Below are 25,521 nucleotides of genomic sequence, written 5' to 3'. Positions count from 1 at the left end.
TTGGAGTATTAGCTACAGCCATGTATCTAATTTCGAGGGGACAACCATGTCCATCGCCCCACCACCACCGGCTTCCGTCCACGGAGCCACCCCCGTCGCCCAGCGCGCGCTCGCGCCGGATCTGGCGCGCGGGGTGATGCTGCTGCTCATCGCGCTGGCGCACGCGCACATGTACCTGTCAGGCCACGAGGCGGGCTTCCGCGGCTACGCCCTCCACGGCGGCGCCCTCGACCGGCTGGTCGCCGGAGCGCAGATCCTGCTGGTGGACGGGCGGGCGCTGCCCATGTTCGCCGCCCTGTTCGGCTACGGCCTGGTGCAGCTCGCCAACCGGCAGCTCGCCACGGGCAGCGGCTGGCCGCAGGTGCGCAAGGTGCTCCGCCGCCGGAGCCTCTGGCTGCTGGCGTTCGGCTTCTGTCACGCGCTGCTGCTGTTCTTCGGGGACATCCTCGGGGCGTACGGCCTGATCGGGCTCGTACTCGTCGGGTTCATCCGGCGCGAGGACCGGGCCGTGCTGTGGGCCGCCCTCGTCGGGCTCGTCCTGCACGTCGTGGTGCTGTACGCCTTCGGGCTGCTCACCGTCTCCGCGCCCAAGGGCGACACGCCCGCCGCCATGGCGGACCCGATCGGGGCGACGGTGATGCGGCTGATCGGGTGGGCCGGGATGACACCCACCTACTTCGCCGCCGGCGTGGCGCCGGCCTTCCTGTTCGGAATCTGGGCGGCCCGGCGCCGCCTGCTGGAGGAACCCGGATCACATCGGGACCTGCTCTCCCGAATCGCCGTCACGGGCACGGGGCTGGCCGTCGCCGGCGGGATACCGCTGATGCTGATCGACACCCGCGTCTGGACGCCGTCGGACATGGTAGCCGTGCCCGCGTACGCGCTGCACAGTGTGACGGGCATCGCCGGCGGGCTCGCGTACGCGGCGGTCATCGGGCTCGTCGCCGGCCGGATGCGGCGCGCGTATCCCGGCCCGGCCGTCAGGGCCCTCGCCGCGTGCGGCCAGTGGTCGCTTACCTGCTATCTCCTCCAGTCGGCGGTCTTCGTCGCGGTGTTCGCGCCGTACGCGGGCGGGCTCGGCACGCGCGTCGGCGACGCCGCGGCGTCCGGCATCGCCACGGTGACCTGGCTGGCCACCGTGGCGCTCGCCGCGATGCTGGCACCCGGCGGGCGAAGAGGCCCGGCCGAGGCCGCGCTGCGACGCCTCACCTACGGGCGCCGGTGACTCACCCGCACTCCGGCCGGCCGCGACCCGGCGGCGGCGGGAACCAGCGTCGTGCGCTGCTCACGCCTCGCTCAGCACGATGGCGGCGGCGGGGCAGACGGCGGCGGACTCGCGGACCGCCGCGTGCTGGTCCTCGCCCGGCTCGGGCTCCAGCAGGATGACGATGCCGTCGTCCTCGTTCTGGTCGAACACCTCCGGCGCGATCAGCACGCACTGACCGGCCCCGCAGCATTTGACCTCGTCGACGGTGACTTTCATGCCGAATTCCTCCTCTTTTATCGGGTCACCAGCGGACCGGGACCGTGCGCAGGCCGCCGACGGCGAGCCCTTCCACGCGCTCCAGCTCCTCCTCGGTCACGGCCAGCTCCAGGGTGGGGAGCTTGCGCAGCAGCACCTCCAGCACGACCTGCAGCTCGGTGCGGGCCAGCGCCTGCCCCAGGCAGGAGTGCGCCCCGGCGCCGAACGCCAGGTGCGGGTTCGGGCTGCGGCTCAGGTTCATCTCGGCGGCGGCCTCGAAGGCGCTCTCGTCGCGGTTGGCGGCGGCCATGCTGCAGATCACCGTGGTGCCGCGGGGCAGCGCGGTGCCGCTGACCTCGGTCTCCTCGGGCAGATAGCGGGGCAGGCCGAAGCCGGAGTTGGCGTCGAGGCGCAGCGACTCCTCCACCGTGGTGCGGATCAGCGACGGGTCGGCCAGCAGCCGCTCCCAGCGGGTCCGGTCGGCCAGCAGCATGGCGACCATCTTGCCGATCATGTTGGCGGTGGTCTCGTGCCCGGCGACCAGCAGCGCCATGCCGGTGACCAGGATCTGGATGTCGGACAGCCCGCCGTCCTCGGGGCCGCCGACCGCGATCAGCTCGCTCAGCAGGTCCTCGCCGGGTTCGGCGCGCTTGGCGGCGAGGTGGTCGGACATGTACTGGAAGAACGCGGTCTGGGCGGCCTCGATCTCGGCCTGACCGTAGCGGGTGAGGTTGAGCAGGGTGTCGGACCAGTACGAGAACCGGTCCCGGTCATCGGCGGGCACGCCGAGCATGTCGCAGATGACGTACACCGGGAGCGGGAAGCCCAGGGACGCCTTGAGGTCGCCCGGCGCGCCGCGCTCGACCATGTCGTCGATGAGTTCCTCGGCGAGCCGGGCCATCGTGGGTCGCAGGGCGGCCATGCGCTTGGCGGTGAACCACTTGCCGACCAGGCGCCGCCAGTGCTGGTGCTCGTCGCCGGAGTCGGGGATGATCGAGGCCATCTCGCTGGAGAACACCCCGCCGCCGTCGTCGCTCGTCAACCTGGCCGCGTCGGGCGCGGTGAGCTGGCGGGTGAAGCGCGGGTCGGCCAGCACCTGCTTGACGTCCTCGTACCGGGTCAGCAGCGACGCCTGGTCGCCGCTCGGCAGCTTCACGTGTGCCACCGGGCACGTGCCGCGCAGCTCGGCCCACTCCGCGGGCGGTGCGAGGGCCGCGTCGTTGGGGATCGGGTAGCTCAGTACCTGCTCATTGACACTCATGCGGCATCTCCTTGCGCATAGAAGGTCGTACTGCTTACGCGGACGTGAGGGGCTGGAGGCCCAGGCTCCGCTGCCTCAGCAGGCGAGCCTGCTTGGGCATGTTCCAGCCGAGGACGCCGGTGATCCGGCCGCTCTCGCGGTAGACGGCGGCGAAGCGGTGCTGTGCGGGGTCACCCTCGGCGATGCTCAGCTCGGCCGCCGGCGACGGCACGCCGTAGGCCTGGATCTTGACGTCGTACTGGTCGGTCCAGAAGTAGGGGACCGGGGTGTACGGGCGGTCGGCGCCGAGGATGTTGGCCGCCACCACCTGGGCCTGTTCGGTGGCGTTGGTGCGGTTCTCCAGGCGCAGCCGCCGGCCGAGCCCTTCGTGCTCGAACGAGGCGACGTCCCCGACGGCGTAGACGCCCTCGGCGGCGCGGCAGCGCGAGTCGCACTCCACCCCGTCGCCCACGGCCAGGCCGCTGCCCTCCAGCCAGCCGGTCGCCGGGCGGCATCCGATGGCCACCACGACCGCGTCGGCGGGCAGGAGCTCGCCGGTGGCCAGGCGTACCCCCGTGACCCGTCCACCGGTCTCCGTCAGGCTGTCGACCGCGGCGCCGAGCCGCAGCCGGACGCCGCGCTCGGCGTGCATCCGGCCGAGCATCGCGCCGACCGCGTCGCCGAGCTGGTCGCCCAGGAGAACGTGTCCCATCCCGGCGAGGGTGACGTCCAGGCCCATGGTGCGGGCGGTGGCGGCGATCTCCGCGCCCAGCACGCCCTCGCCCACGACGACGAGCCGTCCGGCGGCGGTCAGGTGAGAGCGCAGGGTGAGAGCGTCGTCCAGGCCGCGCAGCACGTGCACGCCCGCCCTGCCGTCCTGGCCGGGCAGCCTGCGGGGCGTCATGCCGGTGGCGATGACCAGGGTGTCGCCGTGCAGCACGCGGCCGGAGGCGGTGGTGACCGTGCGCGCCGCCGGGTCCAGCGCGGTGGCGGGCTCGCCCCGTAGGAGATCGGCGCCCAGGGCGTCCAGCCGCGCCTGGTCGCGAAGCTGGGCGCGGGCCGGCTCCCAGGCCCCCGCGAGGACCTGCTTCGACAGTGGTGGCCGGTCGTAGGGCAGGTGAGGCTCGGCGTCCAGCAGCGTGAGGCCGCCCTGGTGACCGAGCCGCCGCAGCGCCTCCGCCGTGCTCAGCCCGGCGGCCGAAGCGCCGACGATCAGGACGTCGCCGGGCGAGGTCACGAGGCGGCGCCCGGCTGGAGAACGACGTCCTGGCCTGCGCGTATCCGCATGAGGTGTTCCCTTCACTCGTCCCGAAAAGCCACATTACCTTACATCTGCAAGATAACTGACAAGTGTAGGCAGAAGGTACACTGGCAGCCGTGGCCACGACCAGACGCAGCACCTCCCCCTCGGGCGACCGGCGCGTACGCCGCACTCGCGAAGCGCTGGCACGCGCGCTCATCCAGCTCGTGGAGGAGCAGGACCTGTCCCGGATCAGCGTGTCCGATGTCGCCGAGCGCGCCGGTGTGAGCCGCACGGCCTTCTACGACCACTACCGGGACGTCCACGAGCTGGCCGAGGCAGCCTGCACCGCGATGATCGACAACTTGGTCCAGTCACTGCCCACGCAGAACCTGGACGCGGGGAACATCGAGCCGGAGGCGACCGAGTCGCTCCAGGCCTTCTTCGCCAGCCTCGCCGAGCACGCCGGGCTCTATCGCAGCCTGCTGGGACCGCAGGGCAGCGCGCACGTCGCCGACCACATCCGCCGCCGCAGCACCGCCGCCATACACGACCGCCTGCGCCAGGCCGCCGCCGAAGGCGAACTCCCGCAGTACGGCGGCCCGCCGCCCGACGTTCCGCACGACGTCCCCGCCGCGTTCACCGCCGGGGCTCTCCTGGGCGTCGCCACCGACTGGCTGCAACGTGGATGCCCGCGGTCCCCTGCCGAGATGGCCGCCCTGACCTGGCCGCTCTTCAGCGCGCTCTACCGTCTCGACGCCGGCGCCCGCGCCCCGGACCACGCGACCTGATCGGTGACCTCGGAAACCCCACACCGAGCCCGAGTCGCCGCGGGAACGCGAAGAGGGCCGTACCGGAAAGGTACGGCCCTCGGGGTGGTGGACTACTTGGCGTTGGCCTTGAGGTAGTCGCTGTTCATCTGGGCGATCGTGTCCAGCGGGATGCCCTTGGGGCAGACGGCCGTGCACTCGCCGGTGTTCGTGCAGCCGCCGAAGCCCTCGGCGTCCATCTGGTCCACCATGGCCTTGGCGCGGGTCAGGCGTTCCGGCTGGCCCTGGGGCAGCAGGCTGAGATGGGTGATCTTGGCCGCGGTGAACAGCGAGGCGGATCCGTTGGGGCAGGCCGCCACGCAGGCCCCGCAGCCGATGCAGGTGGCCGCGTCGAAGGCCGAGTCGGCGTCCTCCTTGCGCACCGGGATGCTGTGCGCGTCGGGCGCCGATCCGGCCGGGACCGAGACGAAGCCGCCCGCCTGGATGATGCGGTCGAACGCGCTGCGGTCCACGACCAGGTCCTTGACCACCGGGAACGGCGCGGCACGCCAGGGCTCGATGGTGATGGTGGCGTTGTCCTCGAAGTGGCGCATGTGCAGCTGGCAGGTGGTGGTGGCCCGCTGCTCGCCGTGGGCGACACCGTTGATGACCATGCCGCACATGCCGCAGATGCCTTCGCGGCAGTCGTGGTCGAAGGCGATCGGGTCGTCGCCTTCGAGGATGAGGCGCTCGTTCAGCACGTCGAGCATCTCCAGGAAGGACATGTCGGGCGACACATCTTCAACCCGATAGGTCGCCATCCGTCCGGAGTCGGTGGGGCCGCTCTGCCGCCAGACCTTGAGGGTCAGGTTCACTTGTAACTCCGCTGGGTCATCTTGACGTACTCGTACTCGAGCGCTTCCTTGTGCAGCACGGGCTCGCCGGACGGCGAGTGCTCCCAGGCCGAGACGTGGGCGAAGTGCTCGTCGTCACGCAGGGCCTCGCCGTCCGCGTCCTGCGACTCGGCGCGGAAGTGGCCGCCGCACGACTCCGAGCGCACCAGCGCGTCCAGGCACATGAGCTCGGCCAGGTCGAAGAAGTCGGCCACCCGGCCGGCCTTCTCCAGCACCTGGTTCAGCTCCTCGTTGGTGCCGGAGACCTTGACGTTCTCCCAGAACTCGGCGCGCAGCTCGGGGATGCGCTCCAGCGCCTTGCGCAGCGACTCCTCGGTGCGCTCCATGCCGCAGTAGTCCCACATGAGCCGGCCGAGCTCCCGGTGGAAGGAGTCGGGGGTGCGGTTGCCGTTCACCGCGAGCAGCCGCTCGATCCTCGACTGCACCTTGGCCTCGGCCTCGGCGACGGCCTCCTCGTCGACCTCGCCGAACGGCCCGGCGGCCAGGTAGTCGCCGAGCGTGGTGGGCAGCACGAAGTAGCCGTCGGCCAGGCCCTGCATCAGCGCGGAGGCGCCGAGGCGGTTGGCGCCGTGGTCGGAGAAGTTGGCCTCGCCGATCACGAACAGGCCGGGGATCGTGGACTGCAGGTCGTAGTCCACCCACAGGCCGCCCATCGTGTAGTGGACGGCCGGGTAGATGCGCATCGGCACGTCGTAGGGGTTCTCGCCGGTGATGCGCTCGTACATCTCGAAGAGGTTGCCGTACTTCTTCTCCACGGCGTCGCGGCCGAGCCGGCCGATCGCGTCGCGGAAGTCGAGGTAGACGCCGAGGCCGCCGGGGCCGACGCCGCGGCCCTCGTCGCAGACGTTCTTGGCGGCGCGGGAGGCGATGTCCCGAGGGACGAGGTTACCGAAGGCCGGATAGATCCGCTCAAGGTAGTAGTCGCGCTCGTCCTCGGGGATGTCGCCCGGCGCGCGCGCGTCGTCCTTGCGCAGCGGCACCCAGACGCGGCCGTCGTTGCGCAGCGACTCCGACATCAGCGTCAGCTTCGACTGGTACTCGCCCGAGACCGGGATGCAGGTCGGGTGGATCTGGGTGTAGCAGGGGTTGGCGAAGTACGCGCCGCGCTCGTGAGCCCGCCAGATCGCCGTCGTGTTGCACCCCTTGGCGTTCGTGGACAGGAAGAACACGTTGCCGTAGCCGCCGGTGGCCAGCACGACCGCGTCGGCCACGTGCCGCTCGATCTCGCCGGTCACCATGTCGCGCACGATGACGCCGCGCGCCCGGCCGTCGGCGACGATCAGGTCGAGCATCTCGTGCCGGGTGAACATCTCCACGGTCCCGGCCGCGACCTGCCGCTCCAGCGCCTGATAGGCCCCGAGCAGGAGCTGCTGGCCCGTCTGGCCGCGGGCGTAGAACGTCCGCGACACCTGGGCGCCGCCGAACGAGCGGGTGTCGAGCAGGCCGCCGTACTCGCGGGCGAACGGCACGCCCTGGGCGACGGCCTGGTCGATGATGTTCACCGAGACCTGGGCCAGCCGGTAGACGTTCGACTCGCGGGCGCGGAAGTCGCCGCCCTTGACGGTGTCGTAGAAGAGCCGGTAGATGGAGTCGCCGTCACCGCGATAGTTCTTGGCCGCGTTGATCCCGCCCTGCGCGGCGATGGAGTGCGCGCGCCGGGGCGTGTCCTGATAGCAGAACGACTTGACGTTGTAGCCCAGCTCGCCGAGCGTCGCCGCGGCGGACCCGCCGGCCAGGCCGGTGCCGACCACGATCACGTTGAGCTTGCGCTTGTTGGCCGGGTTGACCAGCTTGGCGGTGAACTTCCGCTTCTCCCACCGGTCCTCGATCGGGCCCTCGGGAGCCTTGGCGTCCCGGATCTCCGAACCCTCGGTGTACTTCACTTGACCACTCCGAACGTGATGGCGAGAGGCGGGGCGAGGAAGCCGACGACCAGGACGGCGGACACCGCCGCGGCGCCCAGGCGCAGTGCCCTGTTCCGGTCGCGGTTGGCCCAGCCGAGCGTCTGGAAGGCGCTCCATACGCCGTGCCGCAGGTGCAGGCCGACCATGACGACGGCCACGATGTAGAGCAGCGTCACCCACCAGCGCGACGCGTCGAACCCGGCGACCATCCGGTCCGCGGGCGAGGAGTCGAAGCCCTTCGGATTGACGACACCGAAGGTCAGGTCCAGCAGGTGCCAGACCAGGAACAGCACGATCGTGAGGCCGCCGAACCGCATGATGTGCGTCGCGTAGCCGCTGGCCTGCGACTTCTTCGCCACATACTTCACCGGCCTGGCGGAGTGGGCGCGGCGCGCCAGCGAGATCGCGGCCCACATGTGCAGCACGACCGAGACGACGAGCACGATCTCCACGATCGTCAGCAGCGTCCGGTACGGCGCGAGCGGCTCCAGCAACGTGCGCAGCGCGTGGGCGTAGTCGTTGAACGACTCCTTGCTCACGAAGATCTTGAGGTTGCCCAGCATGTGGCCGAGGAGGAAGAGCACCATCACGGCACCGGTGACGGCCATGACGACTTTCTTGCCGTTCGACGACGTCAGGAAGCCGCCCGGCTTCTTCCGTTTCGCGGGCTTGTCGCTCTTGGGGGAGGTGACGGGTGCCGTAGCGGCCCCGCGCTCTATCGTGGCTGTCACGTTTTCTGACGCTAGGTATCCAGCCATGATCCGTCCAAGTCATGACGGGCCTGGTTTCCATAGCCTGCGGCTATGATGTCTGGTTTGTACGGCCGACGTAAAGCGGACGGGTCAGCCGGTGCGAGGAAAATCACATGCAGCTCCAGCAGTTGGCTTACTTCGTCGCGGTGGCGGAGAGCAGGCACTTCACCCACGCGGCCGAGCGGATGCGGGTCGCCCAGCCCTCGCTCAGCAAGCAGATCAAGGCGCTGGAGACCGAGCTCGGCGCCCCGCTGTTCTCGCGCGCCCGCGGCAACGTCACGCTCACCCCGGCGGGCGAGGCGCTGCTTCCGCTCGCCCGCCGCATGCTGGCCGACGCCGACACCGCCAGGCAGGAGGTCGCCGAGCTCGCCGGGCTGCGCAGGGGCAGGGTGCGGCTGGGGGCCACGCCGTCGCTGTGCGCCGGGCTGCTGGCCGACGCGCTGGCCCGCTTCAACCACGCCTATCCGGGCATCGGCCTGCTGGTGGAGGAGGGCGGCTCGCGTGACCTGGTGCGGGCGCTGGCCCGCGGCCAGCTCGACCTGTCGCTGATCATCATGCCGCTGCAGCACGACGACCCCTCCCTGATCACCGAAGAGGTCCTGCGCGAGAACCTCGTGGTGGTCTCGCCCTCCCACGAGCGCGTACGCAAGCCGTACCTGCGCATCGACGACCTGCGCGGCCGGCCGATGGTGATGTTCAGGCGTGGCTACGACCTGCGGGAGGCGACGCTGGCGGCGTGCCGGCAGGCCGGGTTCGAGCCGAGATTCGCGGTGGAGGGCGGCGAGATGGACGCGGTGCTGCGCTTCGTGGAGGCCGGGCTGGGCGTGGCCGTGGTGCCCTCGATGGTGCTCGACGGCCGTCCCGGGCTGGCCGGCACACCGCTGGCCCCACCGGGGCTGAGCCGGACGATCGCGCTGGCGCACCGCAGGGACGTGGAGCCGACCCGGGCCGCGCAGGCGTTCCGGGCGACCCTCCTGAGTTTCGTGGTCGAAGCCGGACGAGACGGAACGCTTCCGCAAGGGGTTGAACTCATCGCAGAATGAGCACGAACGGCCCGTCCAACTGTCGGAAGAGGCGCGTGTGACGGCAACCCTTTCCGAAACGCTGACGTTGCTCCTCGTCGAGGACGACGACGGTGACGCGTTCCTCGTCGAAGAGCTGCTCAAACAGGCCGAGGCGCCCCCGAAGATCACCTGGGCGCGGACTTTGGAGGAGACCAAGGCCAAGCTGACCCCGCAGATCCAGTGCGTGCTCGTCGACCTCTCGCTGCCCGACGCCACCGGCCTGGAGGCGCTGGAGCATGTGCTGGCGGCGGCCCCGCACGCGGCGGTGCTCGTGCTCACCGGGCTGCGCGACGTGCACGTCGGGGTGGCCGCCGTGCAGGCGGGAGCCCAGGACTATCTGGTGAAACAGGACGTCGACGCGCGCTTACTGGCCAGATCGGTCCGCTACGCGATGGAGCGCAAGCGGGCGGACCTCGCGCAGCTCCGGCTGGTCGAGGCCGAGCTGACGGCCAAGGAGAACGCCCGCCTGGAGAACGGCCTGCTGCCCGTCCCCCTGCTGCACACCGACGGGCTGGAGCACATGACGCGCTACCTGCCCGGGACGCAGGGCTCCCGGCTCGCCGGCGACTTCCTGGACACCGTGCAGACCCCCGACGGTGCCGTGCACATCGTGGTCGGCGACGTCTGCGGGCACGGCCCCGACGAGGCCGCGCTCGGGGTTGCCCTGCGCATCGCCTGGCGCACGCTGGTGCTCGCCGGTCAGACCGGGGACCTGCTGCTGCGCACGCTGGACACGCTGCTGCGGGCCGAGCGCAGGGCGCCGGAGATCTTCACCACGCTCTGCATGGCGACGATCTCGCCGGACCTCTGCCACGCCAGGATGCGCGTGGTCGGCCACCCGCCGCCGGTGCTGGTGCGTGACGGCGTCGTCGAGGTCCTCACCGGCGGGCCGTCCGGGCCACCGCTCGGCATCTTCCCCGACATCGAATGGTCGGCCATCGACGTGCCGCTGGGAGAGCGCTGGTCGATGATGCTCTACACCGACGGCCTGATCGAGGCGGCGGTGGGCGAGGGCCGGGAACTGCTCGGCGTCGACGGGCTGCTCAACCTCGTCAAACGGCACGGTGTCATCGACCTCGACCGCCTCATCAGGCATGTGGGCACACTGAGCGACGACCTCGCCGCGGTGCTCGTGAGCAGGAGCGCCCCATGAGCATCAATCCACTTCCTCCGGCCAAGCCGCCCACCGGGATCGGCAAGCTTCCGGTGGCCCGCTGGTTCGTCTTCACCGGCGCGGTCACCACGGTGGCGTTCCTGGCAGGGGCGGCGGTCATCATGAAGATGATGGCCGATGTCCGGGACCTCACTCCCAAACCCGAGGTCGCCGAGCAGATCGGCATGCTGAACGTGGCGCTGTGGGTGCTGTTCCTGGTGCTCCTGGCCGCCGGAGTGGGGCTGGGGTTCATCGTCCACTTCGCGGTGCTCAAACCCATCGCCCAGCTCACCGACCAGGTCCGCACCGTCGCCGCCGGCGACTTCGACCACCGGCTGGGCGTCGAGAGGCCGGCGGAGCTGGCGGAGCTGTCGAGCCACCTCGACTCCATGCGCCGGCGCATCCTGACCGCCTGGCGCACCGCCGCGGACCAGGCCGACGAGCTGCGCCGCTCCAACTCCGAGCTGGAGCAGTTCGCCTACGTGGCCAGCCACGACCTGCAGGAGCCGCTGCGCAAGGTCGCCAGCTTCACCCAGATGCTCGAACAGCGCTACGGAGACCGGCTCGACGACCGCGCCAAGCAGTACATCTACTACGCGGTCGACGGCGCCAAGCGGATGCAGCTGCTGATCAACGACCTGCTCGACTTCTCCCGGGTCGGCCGGGTCACCAGCGGGCGCACCGCCGTGAAGACCCGGCCCGCACTGGACGCGGCGCTGGAGAACCTGTCTGCGGCGATCGAGGACGCGGAGGCCACCGTCACCGCGGACGAGCTGCCCCAGGTCATGGGCAACCGGATCCAGCTCACCCAGCTCTTCCAGAACCTGGTCGAGAACGCCGTCAAGTTCCGCTCCGAGCTGCCGCCCCGCGTCCACATCAGCGCCACCCGGTCCGGTGAGATGTGGGAGTTCAGCTGCTCCGACAACGGGATCGGGGTCGCGCCGAAGTACGCTGACCGGATCTTCCTCATCTTCCAGCGGCTGCACCCGCGCGACGTCTATCCGGGCACCGGTATCGGGCTCGCCCTCTGCCGCAAGATCGTCGAGTATCACGGCGGGCGGCTCTGGCTGGACGGTGACGGCGAGAGCCAGGGCACGACGTTCCGCTGGACGCTACCCGCGGCAGGAGACGACCGTGACTGACTGGCGGCCCATCGAAGTGCTCCTCGTGGAGGACGACCAGGGCGACATCCTGCTCACCAGGGAGGCCTTCGAGCTCAACAAGGTGAGCAACCGCCTGCACGTGGTCAACGACGGCGAGCAGGCGATGGCGTTCCTGCGGTGCGAGGGCGAGTACAGCGGCGCACCGCGGCCCGATCTCATCATGCTCGACCTCAACCTGCCGAGGATGAGCGGCCTGGAGGTGCTCAGCGAGGTCAAGGCCGACGGCGAGCTGCGGACGATCCCGGTGGTGATCCTGACGACCTCCGAGGCGGAGGAGGACATCCTGCACAGCTATCGGCTACACGCCAACGCGTATGTCGCTAAACCGGTGGACTTCACGCAGTTCATAAGGGTTGTCCGTCAAATTGATAACTTTTTCGTGACTGTGGTGAAATTGCCTCACCAGGGGCAGCGTCCCTGACGGGGGTACGTGACAGGAATCACAGCGGGTCCTGGAAAAAGTGAGTGACGCTCCTCACAAATCCGTATGCGGTCGTCGTAACGTATCCCACACCAACGCGCGCCGGTACGGCTCACGCGCCGACCGCATGCGCGCCAGAAACGAACGACCCGGACCCCAGGCGTGCGGGGTCCGCGGGAGGTGGAGAGGTCCGCGATGACCCAGACGACGCCCGACTCACCAGTGAGAAGGCAGCGTGCCCAAGTCAAGGTGCGCACGCTGCGCACCGACCGATGGTGGCTCGCCCCGCTGCTGACGTTCCTCGGGCTCAGCTCATTCCTTGTCTACGGCGTGTGGGCGATCTTCGACACCAGCTACTTCGTCGACCCGTACATCGCCCCGTTCTCCTCGCCGTGCCTGGCGACCTCGTGTCCCGAGGGAGCCCGGTTCCTGGGCTGGGCGCCGTTCGGTGACTGGTACACGCTGCCGCCGGGGCTGCTCATCCTCGGCCTGCCCGGCGGGTTCCGGCTGACGTGCTATTACTACCGCAAGTCCTATTACCGCTCCTTCTGGCTGTCGCCGCCCGCGTGCGCGGTGCAGGAGCCGCACGGCAAGTACACCGGTGAGACGCGCTTCCCGCTGATCGTTCAGAACGTCCACCGCTACTTCTTCTATTTCGCGATCATCATCGGCGGCGTCCTGACCTACGACGCGATCCTGGCGCTGATCCACAAGCCGGTCGGCCTCGGCACCTGGATCCTGCTGCTCAACGCCGTGCTGATCCTCGGTTACACCTTCGGCTGCCACTCATGCCGCCACATCACCGCGGGCCGGCTCAACCACTTCTCCCGCCATCCGCTCCGCTACCGGGCCTGGACGTTCGTCTCCAAGCTCAACGCCAAGCACCAGCCCCTCGCGTGGGCCTCGATGTTCTCCGTCATGGGCGCCGACCTCTATGTCCGCCTGGTGGCCAAGGGCATCATCGCCTTCCCGTACGCGTAAGGATCATCTCAAGTGGAAATCGAGCGTCACGAATACGACGTCGTCGTCATCGGTGCTGGAGGCGCCGGGCTGCGAGCCGCCATCGAGGCCCGCCAGCAGGGCAAGCGCACCGCGATCGTCTGCAAGTCGCTGTTCGGCAAGGCCCACACGGTCATGGCCGAAGGCGGCGCCGCGGCCGCGATGGGCAACGTCAACTCCGACGACAACTGGATGGTGCACTTCCGCGACACCATGCGGGGCGGCAAGTTCCTGAACAACTGGCGGATGGCCGAGCTGCACGCCAAGGAGGCCCCGGACCGGGTCTGGGAGCTGGAGGCCTGGGGTGCGCTCTTCGACCGCACCAAGGACGGCAAGATCAGCCAGCGCAACTTCGGCGGCCACGAGTATCCGCGCCTCGCCCACGTCGGCGACCGCACCGGCCTGGAGCTGATCCGTACCCTGCAGCAGCGCGTGGTCGCGCTGCAGCAGGAGGACTACGAGACGCACGGCGACTACGAGGCCTACATCAAGGTCTTCCAGGAATGTACGGTCACGCGCCTGCTCAAGGACGGCGACCGGATCTCCGGCGGCTTCGGCTACTGGCGGGAGACCGGAAACTACGTGCTCTTCGACGCCCCGGCCGTGGTCCTCGCCACCGGCGGCATCGGCAAGTCCTACGTGGTGACCTCCAACTCCTGGGAGTACACCGGAGACGGCCACGCCCTGGCCCTGCTGGCCGGCGCCAAGCTGATCAACATGGAGTTCATCCAGTTTCACCCGACCGGGATGGTGTGGCCGCCTTCGGTGCGCGGCATCCTCGTCACGGAGTCGGTGCGCGGCGACGGCGGCGTGCTGCGCAACTCCGAGGGCGAGCGGTTCATGTTCAAGTACATCCCCGAGGTGTTCAAGGACAAGTACGCCACCACCGAGGAGGAGGGCGACCGCTGGTACACCGACCAGGCCAACAACCGCCGTCCGCCGGAGCTGCTGCCGCGTGACGAGGTGGCCCGCGCCATCAACGCCGAGGTGAAGGCCGGCCGGGGCTCGCCCCAGGGTGGCGTCTACCTCGACGTCTCCACCCGGCTGCCCGCCGAGGAGATCAAGCGGCGGCTGCCGTCGATGCACCACCAGTTCAAGGAACTGGCCGACGTCGACATCACCGCCGAGCCCATGCAGGTGGGCCCGACCTGCCACTACATCATGGGCGGCGTCGAGGTGGACGCCGACTCCGGCGCCGCCTCCGTGCCCGGGCTGTTCGCGGCGGGCGAGGTCTCCGGCGGCATGCACGGCTCCAACCGCCTGGGCGGCAACTCGCTGTCGGACCTGCTGGTGTTCGGCCGGCGGGCGGGCGCGGGCGCGGCGGCCTACATCGACGCGCTCCCGGCCCGGCCCAAGGTGGCCCAGACCCAGGTGGACGCCGCCCGCGAGGAGGCCGAGGCGCCGCTCGAACGCTCCGGCGAGAACCCGTACGAGGTGCACCAGGAGCTCCAGCGGACGATGAACGAGCTCGTCGGCATCATCCGCAAGGCCGAGGAGGTGTCGGAGGCGCTGGAGGTCGTGGAGAAGCTCAAGGAGCGCGTCCGGCTCGTCGGCGCGGCCGGGTCGCGCATCTACAACCCGGGCTGGCACCTGGCGCTCGACCTGCGCAACATGGTCCTCGTGTCGGAGTGCGTGGCCCGCGCCGCGCTGCTGCGCCAGGAGAGCCGCGGCGGGCACACCCGCGACGACTTCCCCGGCATGCGCCCCGAATGGCGCCGCAAGCTGCTCGCCTGCACCACCGGGGACGGCTCCTCGATCACGGTCGAGGAAGAGGCCCAGCCCACGATGCGCGACGACCTGATCACGCTGTTCGACAGGGACGAGCTGACCAAGTACCTCACCGAGGAAGAGATCGCCGAGTTCGACAGGATCGCGAAGTCATGAGCTACAAGGCAAAGTTCAAAGTCTGGCGCGGTGAGGGCGGCGAGGGCAAGCTCGAAGACTTCACCGTCGAGGTGAACGAGGGCGAGGTCGTCCTCGACATCATCCACCGCCTCCAGGCCACCCAGGCCCCCGACCTGGCCGTCCGCTGGAACTGCAAGGCGGGCAAGTGCGGCTCCTGCTCCATGGAGATCAACGGCAAGCCGCGGCTGGGCTGCATGACCCGGATGTCCACCTTCGAGGAGGAAGAGACCATCACGGTCACCCCGATGCGGACCTTCCCCGTCATCAAGGACCTGGTCACCGACGTCTCGTACAACTACCAGAAGGCCAGGGAGGTGCCCTCCTTCACGCCCCCGGAGGGCGTGCGGCCCGGCGAATACCGGATGCAGCAGGTCGATGTCGAGCGGTCCCAGGAGTTCCGCAAGTGCATCGAGTGCTTCATGTGCAACAACGTCTGCCACGTCATCCGCGACCACGAGGAGAACAAGGCGGCCTTCTCCGGCCCCCGCTTCCTCATGCGGATCGCCGAGCTGGACATGCACCCGTACGACGTGGCGGACCGCAAGGAGTCGGCCCAGGAGGACCACGGCCTCGGCCACTGCAACATCACCAAGTGCTGCACCGAGGTCTGCCCCGAGCACATCAAGATCACCGACAACGCGCTGATCCCGATGAAGGAGCGCGTCGTCGACCGGAAGTACGACCCGCTGGTGTGGCTGGGCAACAAGATCTTCAAGCGCGCGAAGTAAGAGCGAGGACGACGTGGCGGGGCCTTCGGGTCCCGCCACGTGGCGTGTCCGGGACTACTTCCTGCGGCGCCCGAACCCTCGCCTGGACTTGGCGGGAGGCAGCGGCTGGACGACCGTCGTCTCATCCTGAACCGGGTCCAGGCCTTCGGGCTCGTGACCCGGAAGCGGCAACCCGCCTCCCCACGGCTCGGAGTCGCCCGGCTCGGCGGCCGAGGCGGCGGGCAGCGGGTACTCCGGTGAGTCCTCGTACGGGTTCGCGCCGCCGGGCGGGATGTCGGTGGGCGGCGGTTCCGCCGGGATCACCGGCTCGAAGGGAGAGCGGTACGCCTCCCCCTCGGGTGAGGGCTGGTGGCTGAAGGAGTCGAACTGGTCCGGCTGCAGGACCACGGGCTCCGGCTGGGCCGCGGGCGGCTGCTCGGGAGCGTGCCCCGGCTGGCCGTACATGCCCGGGTCCTGCTGATAGCTCGGGTCCTGATAGCTCGGGTCCTGGTAGACCGCGCCGTACTGGACCTGGCCTCCCGGATAGGTCTGCACCGGGACGAAGCTGATGATCGGCGCGTACGCCGTACCACCCGGGTAGCCGGGCGCCGGCATGGCGGCCGTGGCGTAGCCGGGGCCGGCCGGATAGCCGTGCGGATCGAGACGACCGGCCTGCGGACCCGCCTTGCGGATCGCAGCGGCGTGGGCCATGCGGCGCAGCCGCCCCTCGAAGATGAGCACGGCGAAGAGCGCGAGCAGCACCAGGATCAGCGCCGGGATGCTGAGCTGCTGAGTCAGCGTCCGCTGGTCGAACTCCGGAGCCGCGTTGCGCATCTCGAGCGGGATCTCGTCGCTCTCCGAGGACTGCGCCTCGGTCTCGGCCGGAGGCGTCGGCGTGTCGGTGCCGGCCACGGAGGGCAGCACGACGGACGAGTCCTCGGGGGTCGAGGAGGTGCTCGGCACCTCCACGCTCTGCGTCGGCAGCGGCTGCGGCGGGTCCGCGCTCTGCGTGGTCGGCGGCGGCTCGGGCGCCTGTGTCGTCTTCGTCACCGTGGGCTTGGGAGCCTGGGTCTTCCTCGTCGGAGTGGCCGTGACGGTCTTGGTGATCGTCGTCTCCGGCGACTCCGGCTCGGTGGTGGGAGGCGGCGTGGTCGTGACCGTGATCGTGGTCTCCGGCGCGGTCTGGCATTCATCGCCGACGTCGCACGGCTCGACCGGTGGATCGAAGGCGGAGGCCGAGGCTATCGCGCTCTGGCCGATGAACGGGGTGACGCCGATGCCGGCCAGCCCCAGGGCAAGCACCATCGCGGACACGGCCGTCGCTCGCGTACGTGCCACCGGTGCCCTCCGCGCAGTCCCGTAACCATGGTCAAGGGAATACTAGTCGGGTAAAAGTAACAGTAAAGACCGATTTAGAACACCTTTCTACGCGCACGTGCGCGGTGTGTTCTGCTGATTACCCACAGCCCTCCCAGCAACACCGCGATCCCCCCGGCCACCACGGGCATGCCCCGGGCGCCGGCCAGCGGATTCGTCACCTCAGCGGCCCGCAGCCGCACCTGCGGCACCGGCACGGTCCGAGGCAGCGGCGCCCCCTGAGCGTCCCAGGACACGGGGGCGGCGGATGGCGCCGGGGCGGCCGTCGCGGCCGCGACGGCGGCGGTGGGAACGGCCGGCAACTCCAGCCGAGGGTCACCTTGCTCTTGGGGGGCGACTTCGGGAGCTCCTCCGAGGCCGGGACTCCCCATCAGATCGCCGGCCGTCCCCGCGTTCCGCGCGGCCCGCAGCAGGGCTTCGGCCGCGCTGACCTGCCCCACGGCCTGGGGACTGGCCGCCTGCCCGACCTGCCCCACGGCCTCGGGCTGTCGCACGACTGCGGCCTTCCCAGGCTGCCCTGCGACTGCGGTCGTCCCGGGCTGCCGCGTCACCCCCGTCTTTCCTGGCTGCCCTGCGACCGCGCTCTTCCCGGGCTGTCCTGCTGTTGCCGTCTTCCCGGGCCGCCCTGCGACCGCGGTCTCGCCAGGCTGCCGTACGAGCTGGGCCTTGCCGGCCAGCCGCACGGGCTGGGCGGTTCCGGGCTCCCCGACCTGCTGGCGCGCGGTTCGGGCCTGGTCCGCCTCGGCGTTCGCGTCCACGCGCACCGCGGGCCCGCCGAAACCCGCGGAGGCGTTCGGCGCCGTGCCCGCCGAGCCCTTCACCGGCATGCCGGTGGAGTCCTTCATGGTCGTCAGCCCTTCCCCGTCGCCCGTGCGCATCTCGGCCACGGCGGCGAGCGCCACCTCGCCGGCCCCTTGCGGCACGGTGAGCACCACGTCCACGGCCCGCTTGCCGGAGAAGCCGCCCAGCACGCACGTCCTGGCACCGGTAACGGCCACCTCACCCGAGCCCGGGACCGCCGTGGCGGCGAGCGCCTTGGCCGCCAGCATGCGCGCGGCCCGCGCCCCGTCATCACCCGCTCCGCCCGCGAATCCCGCCGCGCGCTCCGGAGCCGCCTGGGCGACCGGCGGCTGCGAAGCCACCATCGGCGCCGGGACCCGCGTGTCAGCGAGCGGCACCGCCCCAGAGGTGGACGCGGGTGCCGGCTCGGCCGGATACGCGCTGGCCGGTTGTCTCAGGCGAGGAGGCGGCGCGCAGGTCACGGAAGTGAGCGCGTGGACCGGCGACGCCGCCACGGCGAGCCGGGCCTCTCGCGCCGTCCCGTCGAACCGCACCCGGTAGCGCAGCACGTCACCGGTCCTGATCGGCTGCTGCCGGCCGCCGGGATCGTCCACCCGGTCGAGCACCATGGACACCTCGTCCGCCGCCGCGGGCACGGCCGGCGCCGTCGCCAGAATCAGAGCTCCGCTCACGATCCAGCCCCGATTCATGAAAGCCGCCTCCCTCAACACAACAGATTACCCGTAGTAATCGTTATGTCACACAGAGCGACCATTCAACCCTGGGCGAGCAATTTCTCCACAGCCTCCATGACCGGCAGGTCGGCCCCCAGCCACGCCACGTCGTAATACTCGCCCGGCTCCAGCCACCGCAACGCCAGATGCTCCTTGGCCTCCGGCGTCCCGGAAGCCACCGTGGCGAGCCAGACCCGCAGCACGTATCCCGCGCTCAGCGGCCAGTCACCGCCGACCCGCTCCCCGACCGCGACCTCCACCCCGAGCTCCTCGCGGCACTCCCGCACCAGTGCCTCGATCTCGCCCTCGCCCGGATCGACCTTCCCGCCGGGAAACTCCCAACCCCCCACCAGCGCCGGCGGCTCCGCTCGTTGCGCGGCGAGCACCCGACCGCCGTCATCGACGATCACCGCGGCGACCACGGTCACTGTCATTTAGGCATTCTCCAGTTTCTCCAACTGAGCGAGCACCTCAGGGTTCTGCAGCGGCCGGGTGAAGCCCACGATCTTGTCCCTGGTCTGGTAGCTCGTCACCTTGATCGGCCCGCACAGGCGGCAGCGCGCCTCCACCATCTTCCCCTTCGACACGACCATCCCCACATGCCCGGGATTGGTGGGGGAAGTTCCTGGCCCCAGGTTGAAGAACACCAGATCCCCCGGCTGCTCGGCGCCCTGCTCGATCTTTAACCCGAACGGCCACTGCCCGAACGTCGTGCGCGGGATCGACAGCCCCGCGGCCCGGTAGGCGGCGAACACGATGCCCGAGCAGTCGAACGAGTCCGGTCCGGTGCCACCCCACACGTACGGCTTGCCGCGCTGGTCCAGCGCGTAGGCGAGGATCTTCGCCACCACCTCGCTGGGCGCGGCGTCCACCAGCGGCTCGTCGCACGCGTCGTCCGCCTCCGGTGGCACCTCCACCTCACCGGACTTGGCGTATCCCTTGGCGATCTCCTCGACCTGGTCCACGTACCACCAGGCCCGGTTGTAGACGAACAGCGCCCGCCGCACGTTTTCGGGGGCGCCGTTGCGCTTGAGCATCTTGGCGGCGCCCAGGATCGCGTCGGCGGGGTTGTAGACGTCGCCGATCCCGTCACCGTCGCCGTCGGAGGCGTAGCCGTTGAACGTCGAAGACATCGGGATCCTGGCCTGGCCTCCCCAGGTGCTGATCAGGAACTGCATCGGCCCGGCCGCCCCGGCGTAGTTGGTGCCGCTCTTCACGCCCGGCAGGTCGGAGCGGCCGTGGTTCGTCTCGCGCTTGCCGACGGCGGCGAGGATGCTCCACTGGACGCCGATCTTCTCGCCGTGCTGCCGGTAGAGCTCCAGGTATTCGGCCGGGATGTCGGCGGCGGCCGAGTCGGAGGCCTCCTGCACCCGAGTGCCGTCGTCGGTGCAGTCCGGCTGCTCGCCGCCGCTGCCGATGAAGGAGGGGATCGAGGTCATCATCATCGGCGACATGATGATCAGGACCAGCAGGAGCATCCCGGCGACGACGGCCGCCAGGACGACGCGGGGGCGGGAGACGTTCACTCCTCGCGGTCCCCCTCCTGACCTTCACCGGCGGGCCGCAGGTCGAAGACGCGCCAGTCGGAGCCGAGCTGGCTGACCGTGACCGCGTACTGCTCCGCCAGCTGGGTGGTGCCGCTCTTCGTGGCGAGCTGCTGCGTGCCGGCGACCACGAACACGATGGAGGACTTCTCGATCTGCCGGATCTCCTTCACCTCGGCCGTCGCCGTGGAGACGACCTCGTCGCTGCGGTTGCGCTCCACCGTGCCGGGGGAGGTCTGGGTCCTGGCGAGGATGTTGCCCAGTTCGGCCGTGGTGTACTTCTTCACCCTGGCCACGTAGACGGCCGGATCCTCGTCGTGGCGGAACGTCCCGTACTCGACGGTGAACCGCTCCGCCAGATCCGCGGCCGCTGCGAGCTGCTCCTTCGACATCGGCAGGTACGAGTAGACGTCGAACGGCACGTCGCTGGCCGTGGCCACCGGCGTGCTCGCGATGACGGGCGTGCTCGTGGTGCGGGTGGAAGGCGCCCGTTCGGCGGCCGGCTCCTCCGCGTCCGGCCACAGCATCAGATAGAGCCCCACTGCTGCGATGATCACCACGATGGCGGCGAAGGCGACCCCTCGCCTGTCACCTGGCTGCGCCATGATCAGTCCTTGTCCGGATTGGACGGGTTGAGCCAGAAGGGTACGGAGGGCTCATCCTTGCGGGAGCTGCCCCACAGCGGTGGCGGCTCGGAGCCACGCCTGTCGGAGTCCGAGGAGCCGCCGAACATGCCGCCTCCTCCGGACCCGCCGCCGCCGAAGATGCGCCCGTCGGGGTTCCTGCCGAACATGCCGCCGCCCGAGGAGTCGCGACCCGACGAGCCGCGGGACGAGCCGTTGGACCCGGAGTCGCTCCAGCGGGAGCGCCGCGACCCGCCGGACCCGCCGGACCCGCTGAACCGGGACCCGCCGGACCGTGAGCCACCCGAGCCGCCGGATCCGCCGGATCCGCCGAAGCGGGAGCCGCCCGAGCGTGAGCCGCCCGAGCCGCCGGATCGCGGGCCGCCCGAGCCTGCCGAACCGCTGGAGGCCCGCGAGCCGCCCGAGCCGCCACGCGGGGCCCAGCCGCCACCCGAGCGGCCGCCGAACCAGCCTCCCCCGCCCGACCCACTCGCCGTGCCGCCCGAAGAGGCGCCGCCGCCACGCGGCCCCGTGGAAGGTGCCGGGCCACGGCTGCGGGTCGGCGTGCCGCCCAGGTTGAGCGGCGGCGCGTCGCCCTTGCGCGGCGCGGGCGCCTGCCTGCCGGCCGCCTTGGCGCCCTGCTGATCGGTGTCGAGAGGCGCGGGCACCCTGACGCCCGATGTCGCCGTCGCGCCCTCCGACTCCTCACCCCTGGCCCTGCCCTGGGCGACGGTGGAGGCCGCGCCCCCGGCCATGCCGCCCGCCGCCGCGTGGATGATGGGCTCGGCCTTACGCGCTCCCCAGCGCCCGATCCTGGCCGAGGCGACCGGCGGCAGCACGTTCGACGCCCGCTCCAGCACCGGCGAGCTCGCCGCGTCGCCGAGCATGCGGGTGGTGAGCGTGTGACCGTTCATCGACGCGAACAGGTGCTGGAACGGCCGCCGGTAGAAGAAGACCGCGATCGTCAGCAGCGCCATGAACAGGATCTGCAACCCCCACGGCATCGCCGTGGAAATGATCAGCGCGTAGCCGTACACGAGCACGCCGAGCACGAGCGCGAGCACGGCCTGCCTGAGCAGCGTGCCGATCAGCATCTCCACCCAGCGCATCGCGATGATCCGCCCGCTGCCGGGATGCACGCCGATCAGCAGGAACACCGGCCCGAGTATCAGCAGCAGCAGGAAGCCCACCTTGAGCACCAGCAGCGAGACCGCCACCAGGAAGATGAGCACCCCCGCGACCATGGCCGCGATGAGGGCGCCGATCGACACGCCGAGCCTGCTCGTCCAGTCCCGGCCGGAGAAGATGAAGTACCGCGAGTCGTTCCTGAGCTTGTCGGCGATCTCGGCGTACTTCGCCTGGTGCGCGCCCACGTCCGGGGCCGGCTGGCCCGCCGTCGCCGCCGGTATGGACTGGGTCTCCAGCATCGTGCGGCCGAAGTCGCGGACGATGGGCTGGTTGGGGTCCGCGGTGCCGAACTGGCCCATCAGCCACGGCTTGCACACCAGCGTGGACCACAGGGCGTCGGCGTTCTGGTCGACGCCCGGCGTGCCGTTCTGCCCGTAGCCGCCGGCCTTGACCTGGGGGTTCGTCTCGCCCGGCGGCGGCAGGCAGGAGGCTCCGCCCGCGCCGGGGAGGCCGGAGAAGGCGGAGTTGACCACCTCGCCGGTCTTGTCCGTGACGATCTTGCCGAGGCCGGTGAAGTCCTGCGGCCGGCTGAGGAACCAGGTCGCCACCGTGACGGCGAGCACCATCCAGATGACGCCCTCGGCGGTGGTGGTGGCCCGCTTGCGGATCAGGCCGTACCACGCCAGCCAGATCGCGCCGAGGATCACCACCGGCTGCAGGTAGGGCCAGTACATGGCCTGCGACAGGTTCGTGACGATGTCGTCGACGACGTCCTTGATCGACTGGAGCGGTCCCTCGGTGGCGGCGGCCTGGTAGGTGGTGATCGTGAGCCGGTCGATCGCCTTGGCCCACAGGAAGATCGTGTTGGCCCACGAGTTGCCGAGGACCGCGGCGATGTCGGAGCAGCCGAGCTCGTGCGTGTGCCAGAACTGGCCGCTCATGCCGAACTCGCCGTAGTTGGTGGTGGGCGGCTGCACGCCGCCCTCCGGCACCGGCGGCTGCATCATGCCGTCGGTCCCGCTGCCGATCACCTCGGGCGCGAGCTCACCCGACAGGTCACAGGGCGCGGCCGCGGCGGGCGACAGGCTGCCCACCACGATCGGCACCACCAGCACGCCCAGCAGCACCACCAGGGCAAGAGCCAACCGCCTGGGTAGTCGGATCCTCATGACCGCACCTCCTGCGCCCTGCCCACTCCCCCTTGAAGATCATGCCCGCTGCCGTCGGGTTTGTCGTGTGTCGGGTTCGTGTCGAGCCAGCGGAGAAGCTCCTCAGAGATCAGGTCTACTCCGATACGTCCGGCCCTGCCATCCAGATCGCGGAAAATGCATTCACCGTTGCCGAGCGAGCGCAGGACGGCCTTGTGCTCCTCTGACGGTTCGACCCCGAGCAGCGACATGACGTGGTCTACCTCCACGCGTTCGGTGGACCGGAAGGCGAAGACGGACGACAGGCAGTTGGTCACCTGCTCGTTCAGCAGGTCGCCCGCGTTCTGGGAGACCAGCACGAGTGCGGTGTTGCGGGAGCGGCCCATCCGGCTGACCTCGGGCACCAGCTTGGCGCCCTCGGGCGTGGACGTGATCGCCCACGCCTCGTCCAGGAAGATCGCCTTGGGCGCGCGCCGGTCGAGCCCGTTCATCAGCCGCCGGGCGAACTGGGAGACCAGATAGAGCAGGGCCACGGACAGCCGCTGCTCGTAGGAGTAGTCGTCCCTGGTCGTGGCCACGTCGGGCAGCGTCAGGCCGCCCAGCGTGAACACGGTCGTCCACCCCTCGGAGTCGATCTGGTCGCCGCCCGACGGGTCGAAACAGAGCCTGGCCAGGTGCATCTCCGACATCGAGCGCAGCACCGCGCCCAGGTTCTTCGAGGCGGCGTCCTCGGTCTGCTCCAGATGGTCGACGACCTTGCCGAGCGAGGGATCGGGGCCGTTCGACACCGCCGCCACCGCCTGGATCATCGCCGACTCGCGCTCCTCCGACATCCTCGGCAGCAGCAGCCGCAACGTCTCGGTGGCCATGGTCTTCTTGGCCGCGATGTCGTCGCCGAACGAGAACGGGTCCAGCAGCCCCGGCGCGGCCGAGCCGAGCGGGATGATCCGCGCCTTGCGCTCGCGCTTCTGCAGGAGCTGCACCAGCGACTCGGCGTCGCCCTTGGGGTCGATCACCGCGACCGTGACCCCACGCAGCGCCATCTGATAGATCATCAGCAGCGCGAGCGTGGTCTTGCCGCCGCCCGGCTCGCCGGTGATCGCGATGGCGGTCGGGCGGTTGCGGCCGGCCGCGAGCAGCGGGTCGAAGTGCACGATGCTGCGAGCCCTGCCCACGGTCTCGCCGATGTAGGGACCCAGCCAGCCCTCGCCGCCCTCCTCCAGCCGGTCGCCGAGGTCCACGGTGGCAGTCGCCATGCCGCCGGCGATCGTGCGCAGCGGCTGGCGCTGGGCGTAGGCGTTGACGCTCACCTTCTCGCCCGGCAGTGCCTCGCGGAACAGCGAGAACTGGTCGCCCGTCGAGTTCACCACGTCGATGCCCATGTCGCGGTAGTGCTCGACGACCGCCTCCACGCGCTGCACACAGATGTCCTCCGTCGGGGCAGACACGATCAGCCGGTGCCACCCGTACACGAAGGGCAGCCGCTCCTTGGTGATGCCGTGCTCCAGCATGCGGGCCGCGTCGATCTGCTCGGCCAGCGCGAGAGGCGCCTCGGCGCCGGCCTCGCGGATGTGGATGTCCATGTCGCGGGCGTGCGCCAGCTTGCGCGCCACATCCCTCGACGCCTTCACCGGCGGGATCAGCCGCATCCGCGACGAGACCTCCACGGGGAAGGGCAACTGGTCGGAGAAGTGCATCCACGGCTCGCCGTCCGGGAACGGCATGAGATCGGGGAAGCGGGCGTACGACAGGTGCGCGACGTAGGAGTCACCCTGCGGCTGCACGATCCGCAGCAGCGACCTGCCGTTGTGAATCTCTCCCTCCACCAGCGCCTCGATCTCGCCCTTGCCCCAGCGCCGCTTCGGACTGGCCGAGGGCGGCGCGTCCGCGAGCGCGCCCGCCGCCGCGTGCTGGAACAACCACGCCACCTCGACGGAGGTGGCGTGGCGGGCGTAGAGGGCGCTGGAGGCGAGTGCCCTGCCCAGCCGTTCGGCCTGCTCCGTCCATCTGACGATCTCGCCCTCGGGCACGTGGTCGTCATCGAGGCCGAGCGCCTTCTCCGTCCGCTGGTAGAAGCCGAACAGCTGCGAGAGCACCCCGCTGCCGAGCTGCTTGCCGCGCGGGCCGAGCCGCACCCCGAGGTAGACCTCCTTGGACCAGAAGTCCTTCGCCCAGACGTGCCGGTACATCTCCTCCAGATAGTCGCGCCAGCCCGGCCCCTCGTCGGAGGTGGAGTTGAGCGCCATCGCCCATTCCGCCGCCGGATAGGCGCGATGCGCCACCCTCAGATGAACCTCGGCGTCAGGCATCCTGATCGCCGCGAGCGCGATCGTGATGTTGGTGGCCAGCGACTCGCGCTCCTCCGGCGTGACGAACTCGTAGCTGACCGTGGGCAGGCGGAAGTACGCCCATGCGGAGGTGTCTGTGAGCAGGATGCGGTCGTCGAAATAGCGGACCGCCAGGCGCTGATGCGCTCGGGACGCCCTGCTCATGCCGCCCCCTCGGCGCATGAAC

The 25,521-nt window shown here is 70.3% G+C and carries 22 protein-coding genes; 9 read left to right on the top strand and 13 right to left on the bottom strand.

Going from position 1 to position 25,521, the window contains the following annotated elements; translation table 11 throughout:
- The first annotated feature begins 46 nt into the window (after positions 1-46).
- Positions 47-1,225: a DUF418 domain-containing protein gene (locus V5E28_RS17970; RefSeq protein WP_336208074.1), complete on the top strand. Its 1,179-nt coding sequence runs from the start codon at positions 47-49 to the stop codon at positions 1,223-1,225.
- A 60-nt stretch (positions 1,226-1,285) separates the two neighbouring features.
- On the opposite strand, the gene V5E28_RS17965 is transcribed toward V5E28_RS17970, so the two are convergent.
- Genes V5E28_RS17965 through V5E28_RS17955 form a run of 3 tightly spaced genes read right to left on the bottom strand, consistent with a single transcriptional unit; the run spans position 1,286 to position 3,939 of the window.
- Complete coding sequence (locus V5E28_RS17965; RefSeq protein ID WP_336208073.1) at positions 1,286-1,483, bottom strand: ferredoxin; 198 nt, start codon at positions 1,481-1,483, stop codon at positions 1,286-1,288.
- 25 nt (positions 1,484-1,508) lie between these two features.
- Positions 1,509-2,723 (bottom strand): cytochrome P450, encoded by a 1,215-nt coding sequence (locus V5E28_RS17960; protein ID WP_336208072.1) that lies wholly within the window; start codon positions 2,721-2,723, stop codon positions 1,509-1,511.
- Between the two features lie 34 nt (positions 2,724-2,757).
- A complete protein-coding gene (locus V5E28_RS17955; protein WP_336208071.1) occupies positions 2,758-3,939 on the bottom strand; it encodes an NAD(P)/FAD-dependent oxidoreductase in 1,182 nt (393 codons plus the stop codon).
- A 140-nt stretch (positions 3,940-4,079) separates the two neighbouring features.
- Here V5E28_RS17955 and V5E28_RS17950 point away from each other — a divergent pair, with 140 nt between their 5' ends.
- Entirely contained in the window at positions 4,080-4,733 is a 654-nt protein-coding gene (locus V5E28_RS17950; RefSeq protein ID WP_336208070.1) for a TetR/AcrR family transcriptional regulator, read from the top strand.
- A 92-nt stretch (positions 4,734-4,825) separates the two neighbouring features.
- Here the strand turns inward: V5E28_RS17950 and V5E28_RS17945 are convergent, their stop codons facing one another.
- From V5E28_RS17945 to V5E28_RS17935, 3 genes are read right to left on the bottom strand one after another with little or no spacing between them, the layout of a single operon-like run.
- On the bottom strand, positions 4,826-5,566 hold the full coding sequence (locus V5E28_RS17945) for a succinate dehydrogenase/fumarate reductase iron-sulfur subunit (protein ID WP_336208069.1): 741 nt from the start codon (positions 5,564-5,566) through the stop codon (positions 4,826-4,828).
- Positions 5,563-7,488 carry a fumarate reductase/succinate dehydrogenase flavoprotein subunit gene (locus V5E28_RS17940; protein ID WP_336208068.1) on the bottom strand — a complete coding sequence of 642 codons (1,926 nt, stop codon included), beginning with the start codon at positions 7,486-7,488 and terminating at the stop codon, positions 5,563-5,565. Before V5E28_RS17940 ends, V5E28_RS17945 begins: the two co-directional genes overlap by 4 nt.
- A complete protein-coding gene (locus V5E28_RS17935; protein ID WP_336208067.1) occupies positions 7,485-8,240 on the bottom strand; it encodes a succinate dehydrogenase cytochrome b subunit in 756 nt (251 codons plus the stop codon). Before V5E28_RS17935 ends, V5E28_RS17940 begins: the two co-directional genes overlap by 4 nt.
- Positions 8,241-8,374: 134 nt before the next feature.
- Here V5E28_RS17935 and V5E28_RS17930 point away from each other — a divergent pair, with 134 nt between their 5' ends.
- The 7 genes from V5E28_RS17930 to V5E28_RS17900 all read left to right on the top strand — a co-directional run bounded on the left by V5E28_RS17930 (position 8,375) and on the right by V5E28_RS17900 (position 15,694).
- Positions 8,375-9,304: a LysR family transcriptional regulator gene (locus V5E28_RS17930; RefSeq protein ID WP_336208066.1), complete on the top strand. Its 930-nt coding sequence runs from the start codon at positions 8,375-8,377 to the stop codon at positions 9,302-9,304.
- Between the two features lie 37 nt (positions 9,305-9,341).
- Positions 9,342-10,478 (top strand): PP2C family protein-serine/threonine phosphatase, encoded by a 1,137-nt coding sequence (locus V5E28_RS17925; RefSeq protein ID WP_336208065.1) that lies wholly within the window; start codon positions 9,342-9,344, stop codon positions 10,476-10,478.
- Complete coding sequence (locus V5E28_RS17920) at positions 10,475-11,620, top strand: sensor histidine kinase (RefSeq protein ID WP_336208064.1); 1,146 nt, start codon at positions 10,475-10,477, stop codon at positions 11,618-11,620. The genes V5E28_RS17925 and V5E28_RS17920 overlap by 4 nt, the downstream gene beginning before the upstream one ends.
- Complete coding sequence (locus V5E28_RS17915; protein WP_336208063.1) at positions 11,613-12,062, top strand: response regulator; 450 nt, start codon at positions 11,613-11,615, stop codon at positions 12,060-12,062. The genes V5E28_RS17920 and V5E28_RS17915 overlap by 8 nt, the downstream gene beginning before the upstream one ends.
- 195 nt (positions 12,063-12,257) lie before the next feature.
- Positions 12,258-13,043, top strand: coding sequence for a hypothetical protein (locus V5E28_RS17910; protein ID WP_336208062.1), 786 nt, complete (start codon positions 12,258-12,260; stop codon positions 13,041-13,043).
- A 12-nt stretch (positions 13,044-13,055) separates the two neighbouring features.
- Positions 13,056-14,945 carry a fumarate reductase/succinate dehydrogenase flavoprotein subunit gene (locus V5E28_RS17905; RefSeq protein ID WP_336208061.1) on the top strand — a complete coding sequence of 630 codons (1,890 nt, stop codon included), beginning with the start codon at positions 13,056-13,058 and terminating at the stop codon, positions 14,943-14,945.
- A complete protein-coding gene (locus tag V5E28_RS17900; protein WP_336208060.1) occupies positions 14,942-15,694 on the top strand; it encodes a succinate dehydrogenase/fumarate reductase iron-sulfur subunit in 753 nt (250 codons plus the stop codon). Before V5E28_RS17905 ends, V5E28_RS17900 begins: the two co-directional genes overlap by 4 nt.
- A 54-nt stretch (positions 15,695-15,748) precedes the next feature.
- On the opposite strand, the gene V5E28_RS17895 is transcribed toward V5E28_RS17900, so the two are convergent.
- The 7 genes from V5E28_RS17895 to V5E28_RS17865 form a co-directional block, all read right to left on the bottom strand.
- The gene (locus tag V5E28_RS17895) at positions 15,749-17,011 is read right to left on the bottom strand and encodes a hypothetical protein (RefSeq protein ID WP_336208059.1); all 1,263 of its coding nucleotides are present in this window, start codon (positions 17,009-17,011) and stop codon (positions 15,749-15,751) included.
- 74 nt (positions 17,012-17,085) lie between these two features.
- Complete coding sequence (locus tag V5E28_RS17890) at positions 17,086-18,540, bottom strand: hypothetical protein (protein ID WP_336208058.1); 1,455 nt, start codon at positions 18,538-18,540, stop codon at positions 17,086-17,088.
- Positions 18,541-18,605: 65 nt separating this feature from the next.
- A complete protein-coding gene (locus V5E28_RS17885; protein WP_336208057.1) occupies positions 18,606-18,998 on the bottom strand; it encodes a (deoxy)nucleoside triphosphate pyrophosphohydrolase in 393 nt (130 codons plus the stop codon).
- A complete protein-coding gene (locus V5E28_RS17880; RefSeq protein WP_336208056.1) occupies positions 18,999-20,090 on the bottom strand; it encodes a C40 family peptidase in 1,092 nt (363 codons plus the stop codon).
- Positions 20,087-20,713, bottom strand: a complete 627-nt coding sequence (locus V5E28_RS17875; protein WP_336208055.1) for a hypothetical protein — start codon at positions 20,711-20,713, stop codon at positions 20,087-20,089. The genes V5E28_RS17880 and V5E28_RS17875 overlap by 4 nt, the downstream gene beginning before the upstream one ends.
- Positions 20,714-20,715: 2 nt before the next feature.
- A complete protein-coding gene (locus V5E28_RS17870) occupies positions 20,716-23,028 on the bottom strand; it encodes a type IV secretion system protein (RefSeq protein ID WP_336208054.1) in 2,313 nt (770 codons plus the stop codon).
- Positions 23,025-25,499, bottom strand: coding sequence for an ATP-binding protein (locus V5E28_RS17865; protein WP_336208053.1), 2,475 nt, complete (start codon positions 25,497-25,499; stop codon positions 23,025-23,027). The genes V5E28_RS17870 and V5E28_RS17865 overlap by 4 nt, the downstream gene beginning before the upstream one ends.
- Positions 25,500-25,521 lie beyond the last annotated feature (22 nt).

The organism is Nonomuraea sp. LPB2021202275-12-8 (assembly GCF_037044575.1).
GTDB lineage: Bacteria > Actinomycetota > Actinomycetes > Streptosporangiales > Streptosporangiaceae > Nonomuraea.
The sequence above is the reverse complement of the archived record's forward strand: the minus strand, read 5'-3'. Positions and strand labels throughout refer to the sequence as shown.

Coding starts and splice junctions, on each gene's coding strand:
- V5E28_RS17970 (WP_336208074.1), top strand. CDS start 47: ATGTCCATCGCCCCACCACCACCGGCTTCCGTCCACGGAGCCACCCCC.
- V5E28_RS17965 (WP_336208073.1), bottom strand. CDS start 1,483: ATGAAAGTCACCGTCGACGAGGTCAAATGCTGCGGGGCCGGTCAGTGC.
- V5E28_RS17960 (WP_336208072.1), bottom strand. CDS start 2,723: ATGAGTGTCAATGAGCAGGTACTGAGCTACCCGATCCCCAACGACGCG.
- V5E28_RS17930 (WP_336208066.1), top strand. CDS start 8,375: ATGCAGCTCCAGCAGTTGGCTTACTTCGTCGCGGTGGCGGAGAGCAGG.
- V5E28_RS17920 (WP_336208064.1), top strand. CDS start 10,475: ATGAGCATCAATCCACTTCCTCCGGCCAAGCCGCCCACCGGGATCGGC.
- V5E28_RS17910 (WP_336208062.1), top strand. CDS start 12,258: ATGACCCAGACGACGCCCGACTCACCAGTGAGAAGGCAGCGTGCCCAA.
- V5E28_RS17900 (WP_336208060.1), top strand. CDS start 14,942: ATGAGCTACAAGGCAAAGTTCAAAGTCTGGCGCGGTGAGGGCGGCGAG.
- V5E28_RS17890 (WP_336208058.1), bottom strand. CDS start 18,540: ATGAATCGGGGCTGGATCGTGAGCGGAGCTCTGATTCTGGCGACGGCG.
- V5E28_RS17885 (WP_336208057.1), bottom strand. CDS start 18,998: ATGACAGTGACCGTGGTCGCCGCGGTGATCGTCGATGACGGCGGTCGG.
- V5E28_RS17875 (WP_336208055.1), bottom strand. CDS start 20,713: ATGGCGCAGCCAGGTGACAGGCGAGGGGTCGCCTTCGCCGCCATCGTG.
- V5E28_RS17870 (WP_336208054.1), bottom strand. CDS start 23,028: ATGAGGATCCGACTACCCAGGCGGTTGGCTCTTGCCCTGGTGGTGCTG.
- V5E28_RS17865 (WP_336208053.1), bottom strand. CDS start 25,499: ATGAGCAGGGCGTCCCGAGCGCATCAGCGCCTGGCGGTCCGCTATTTC.